At 40.1% G+C, this 5,303-nt stretch carries 4 protein-coding genes; all 4 read left to right on the top strand.

The window, feature by feature from the left end; genetic code table 11:
• Window positions 1–185: 185 nt before the first annotated feature.
• A complete protein-coding gene (gene rpsD / locus ACRCJ0_RS09120; RefSeq protein WP_003143535.1) occupies window positions 186–797 on the top strand; it encodes a 30S ribosomal protein S4 in 612 nt (203 codons plus the stop codon).
• Window positions 798–1,085: 288 nt separating this feature from the next.
• A complete protein-coding gene (locus ACRCJ0_RS09115; RefSeq protein ID WP_149256203.1) occupies window positions 1,086–2,801 on the top strand; it encodes a septation ring formation regulator EzrA in 1,716 nt (571 codons plus the stop codon).
• Between the two features lie 246 nt (window positions 2,802–3,047).
• Window positions 3,048–4,193, top strand: a complete 1,146-nt coding sequence (locus ACRCJ0_RS09110; RefSeq protein ID WP_417892984.1) for a cysteine desulfurase family protein — start codon at window positions 3,048–3,050, stop codon at window positions 4,191–4,193.
• A gap of 13 nt (window positions 4,194–4,206) precedes the next feature.
• On the top strand, window positions 4,207–5,303 hold a 1,097-nt coding region (thiI, locus tag ACRCJ0_RS09105), incomplete at its 3' end, for a tRNA uracil 4-sulfurtransferase ThiI (RefSeq protein WP_431390248.1).

The following is a 5,303-nucleotide window of genomic DNA, read 5'->3' as shown; positions in this document are numbered from 1 at the left end:
GACTGCGTGTAAAATAATGCAGCAAAATTGAAGCAAGCTCGTCAACATTTCAACCACTGACAACCGTCAGTAAGCCAAGTAGTCTGCGGCTGCAGAAGACGAAAGCGCTAAGGTGAAATGCACGAATGCGGTCAATTTAAAAGGTTATTTTACTCCAAAATTTTATTTTTATGGAGGAATATATAATGTCTCGTTTTACAGGATCTAACTGGAAAGTTTCTCGTCGTTTAGGTATCTCAATCTCAGGTACTGGTAAAGAAATCGCTCGTCGTCCATACGCACCAGGTGAACATGGTAATGGTCGTCGTGCTAAATTATCTGAATACGGCTTACAATTACAAGAAAAACAAAAATTACGTTTCATCTACGGCATGAACGAAAAGCAATTTGCTAACTTATTCGTTCAAGCTGGTAAAATCAAAGAAGGTAAACACGGTGTTAACTTCATGATCTTACTAGAACAACGTTTAGATAACGTAGTTTACCGTTTAGGTTTAGCGACTACTCGTCGTCAAGCTCGTCAATTAGTAAACCACGGTCACATTACTGTAGACGGTAAACGTGTTGATATCCCATCATTCCGTGTTCAACCAGGTCAAGTAATCTCTGTACGTGAAAAATCTAAAGACGTTAAAGTAATTAAAGAAGCAGTTGAAGGCTTATACGGTCACGTACCTTACGTACAATTCGACGCTGAAAAATTAGAAGGTTCTTTAATTCGTTTACCACAACGTGACGAAATGAACCAAGAAATCGACGAATCTCTAGTCGTTGAATACTACAACAAATTAATCTAATTTTAGATGACTTGTTAGCGAAAAGGTCGGGACATTGTTCCGGCTTTTTTATTTGCTGTAGAGATGGATACAAACCAGAAAGATGGTCAGATTGAAACGATGGACGTCATTTTGTTAGAGAAATTGTATTTTCGGAAAAGGGTTTCAGCAAGATACTGTTTAATCGATTGATTTGAAATGCAATTTTAATATAACGCATATTTTTTTTGTTTGAATTATGATAATATAGGGGTTAAATAACCTTTAAAAATTTTTATAAAATATCAACGGATAGAAGGAGGCGTGCGTGTGCCGTTTTTAATAGCATTGTTAATCTTAATTATATTGGTATTACTTGGTTACGGACTGATTTATTATTTAGGACGTAAACAAACTCAAGCCAATATTGAATTAGATGAACAAAAACAAGAGATCATGTCTACTCCGGTAGCGGACAAACTATATACACTGCGCAACAAGAATGTTTCGGGAGCAACGCGTAGAGTATACGAGAGTGAACAAGCCAAGTGGCAAACCATCACTCGTTTTCGTTTACCAGAGATCGAGGCAGCATTAGTTTCTGCCCAAGATTACACGGATAAATACAACATCGTTAAAGCAAGAAGTGTTGCTGACGAAGTAGAAACCATCCTAGAAGAAACGAAGGATGAAGTGAATGGCATCAACGACCGTTTAACTGAAATATTAGCCAGTGAAAAAGCATCTGAAGACAAGCATGAAGAAACTTACGAGCGCTACGCAGCCTTACGTAAACAATTGCTGGCACACGGCTATAAATTTGGTGATGCCCTAGAAACCTTAGAGCACCATTTAGCTTATATCGAACTTGATTTCACTAAGTATCACCAACAAATGAATGATGGTGATTTCATAGGCGCTCAAGAGGTATTGGTACAAATCGATGCTGACTTGAACGAATTAGAGCAAATGATGGAAAAAATTCCGAATTTGTATAGCAAGTTAAACGAAGAATATGTGGAACAAGTGGCCGATATGCAACAAGGTTTTGCACATATGGAAGAGGAAAACTTCCACTTCCCTATTGATGTTGATATTCCAAAAGAAATTTCTGCCTCTGAAAAGAAAGTAGCTGAAGCTAAAAAGGCTGTGTCAGATGCAGACTTGACCCAAGCTTCTGAACTAATGGAAGCTGCTGGGGTACAGATCGACCATACTTATACTTTGATGGAGAAAGAAATTGCTTCAAGAGAGTATATTGGGAAAAACCAAGGTGCTGTTCAACGCCGCTTGGAACAAGTAACACAAAGCAACCGCTATGGGGCATTAGAAATTGACCGTGTAGCGCAAAATTACATATTATATGACAATGAAATGGGTAAAATGCAAGAATACGCTGATCAAATTGAACGGCAAAAAGACGTGTTGAAAACAACAGATGACCAATTAGCAGAACACCAAATTGCTTATTCAGATATGGAAACACGTTATCGTGAAATCTATGACCAGTTAGCTGAAATTGACAAAGGTCAATCAGCGATTGTTGTGGCTTTGGCTAACCTACGTCAAAGAGAGCGTGATGCACGCGATGACTTATACATGTTCGAACTTGATTTACGTAACATCAAGCGTTCAGTAGAAATTCATCATTTACCAGGCTTGACTAATGAGTACTTAGATTACTTCTTCGATACAAGCGACCGCATTGATCAATTGTCAGAATCATTAAACCGTGTCAAATTAGACATGGTAGAAATTGAAAATCTAACCGATCAAATTGCTAAGGCGATTGAATACTTGGATGATGAAACTGAAAAACAAGTCCGCGCTGCCCAATTAACAGAGTCAGCGATCCAATACGCGAACCGTTACCGTCCGCAACATCCAGAGTTGAACGCGGTAATAGAACGGTCATATTATTTATTCGATAAAGAATTTTTATACGAAGATGCCTTTGAAAATATTGCCCGAGCGGTTGACCAAATTCAACCAGGTGCAAGACAAGAAATCATTCAGCAGTATGACCAAGAAAATCAAGTAGGCTAATTTTAGAAAGGACCGAGACATGTGCTCGGTCTTTTGCTGTTTTTAGTCAGTAGTAGCTATTTATCAACTATAAGCTTTAGGTTGGAAAAGGATGAATCCAGGCTATTTAGCGGGTATTTATTTTCTAGATAGAGGCTGTCAAATTAAGGTTGGTTACTTTGGGGCCAGCTACTTGCAATTTGTGATATATGGCTATAATATGTTAAGAGTTGAAAAGGGAAAAAGGAAGGAACGACCATGTCAGAAATGATCTATTTTGATAACAGCGCAACGACGAAAATTGCGCCGGAAGCACTACAAACGATGACACAAGTCATGCAGACATATTACGGTAACCCGTCTAGTTTGCATAAGTTGGGGACTGAAGCATCAAAACTATTAAATTCAGCGCGTAAACAAGTTGCCGACTTGCTAGGCGCACAATCAACGGAAGTCTTCTTCACTTCAGGTGGCACGGAGTCGAATAACTGGGCCATCAAAGGAACCGCGATGGAAAAGCTGAAATACCACGGTAACCACATTATCGTTTCAAGTGTGGAACACCCATCTGTCCGTAATACCATGGAAACCTTGAGTCAAAATGGCTTTGAGATTACCTATCTACCGGCTGATAAATTGGGGAAAGTCCATGTTGAAGATGTGGCTGCGGCGATCAAAGAGACGACGATTTTAGTATCTGTAATGGCGGTCAATAATGAGATTGGTGCTATTCAACCGATTGCTGAAATTGGTGACTTGTTAGAAAAATATCCGACCATCCATTACCATGTTGATGGTGTGCAAAGTGTCGGAACTTTTGAAAAACCATTAATCCATGACCGTGTTGACTTGATGAGTTTTTCAGCCCACAAGTTTAACGGCCCACGTGGCATCGGTATTTTATATAAGAAACAAAACCGTGTGATTGGTCATTTGCTTGATGGCGGTGGCCAAGAAATGGGCCAACGGTCAACGACTGAAAACTTAGCGGGGATTGCAGCGACTGCAAAAGTCCTCCGGATGGCTCTAGCTGAAGCTAAGGATGTGAAGGCCAAAGAGGTTGCTATGCAAGAGAAATTGCGCGCTTTTTTTGCCGAACATACAGACCTTGTCCAAGTCTTTAGTCCTGAAGATGCAGCGCCACATGTCCTATGTTTCGCCTTAAAAGGTGTCCGCGGGGAAGTGATGGTTCATGCCTTGGAAGATGAGGATATCATCGTGTCTACAACTAGTGCTTGCTCAAGTCGTGCCGTCAACAATAGCTCGTCTACACTTGGGGCGATGAAGGTGGATCCAGTTTGGGCTAAACAAGCCATTCGTTTAAGTTTTGGGAAAGACAGTACCATGGCTGAAGTCAACCAATTTATCGATGTATATACGAAACTAATGAAGAAATTTGAACGCATTCAATAATACGGGAGGTAATATGAAAGAATTAATTATGATTCGCTACGGTGAATTATCGACGAAGGGTAAGAACAAGCGTAACTTCGTGACAACCCTAGGCCGAAATATCCGCGAAGCTTTAAGTGAATACCCAGACATTAAAATCAACCAACAATATGACTTTATGTTTATGGAATTAAATGGGGCGCCTCAAGATGAGGTCCTTGCTGGTTTGGAAAAGGTATTTGGTATTCAAAGTTTCTCACCAGCGATTGAATTAGAGCGCGATTTCGACTCGTTAAAAGAAGCAGCAGTTAAATTAGTGAAGGCTGAAATCGCTAAAAATGGCGTGCAATCTTTTAAAGTGGCAACATCGCGTTCAGACCACAACTATTCAATGGATACAAATGATATCAACCAAGCCTTGGGTGGCTTTTTGGCGGAAAAATTCCCTGAATTAAAAGTTCAGATGAAGAAACCAGATTTAACCATTCGTGTCAAAGTGCGCGAACAAGATTTCTTGGTATCGTCAGAATGGATTAACGGGGCAGGCGGATTACCAGTAGGGACATCTGCAAATGCAGTATTGATGTTATCAGGTGGGATCGATTCACCGGTAGCCGGATATTTAGCCATGAAACGTGGGATGCGGATCACGGCTGTCCATTTTGCCTCACCACCATATACTAGTCCACAAGCCTTGAATAAAGCGAAGGACTTAACGGAAAAACTGACGAAATTTGGTGGCTGGATTAACTTTGTGGAAGTGCCATTTACGGAAACCCAGGAAGCCATTAAAGAGCATGTGAACCCAGCTTATTTAATGACCATTACCCGCCGGATGATGATGCGTATTTCAGATGAATTGCGAAAACAATACAATGGCTTAGCGATTATAAACGGTGAATCGATTGGCCAAGTGGCATCACAAACACTAGAATCAATGTTCGCTATTAATGAAGTGACTTCAACGCCGATTATTCGTCCAGTTGTCGCTATGGACAAATTGGAAATTATCGATATTTCGCAAAAAATTGATACTTTTGACTTATCTATTCAACCATTTGAAGATTGTTGTACCGTCTTTGCGCCACCATCACCAAAAACTAAGCCAAAATTGGATGATATTGCCTACTA

The sequence above is a fragment of the Aerococcus sp. L_32 genome (genome assembly GCF_050689315.1).
The sequence above is the reverse complement of the archived record's forward strand: the minus strand, read 5'-3'. Positions and strand labels throughout refer to the sequence as shown.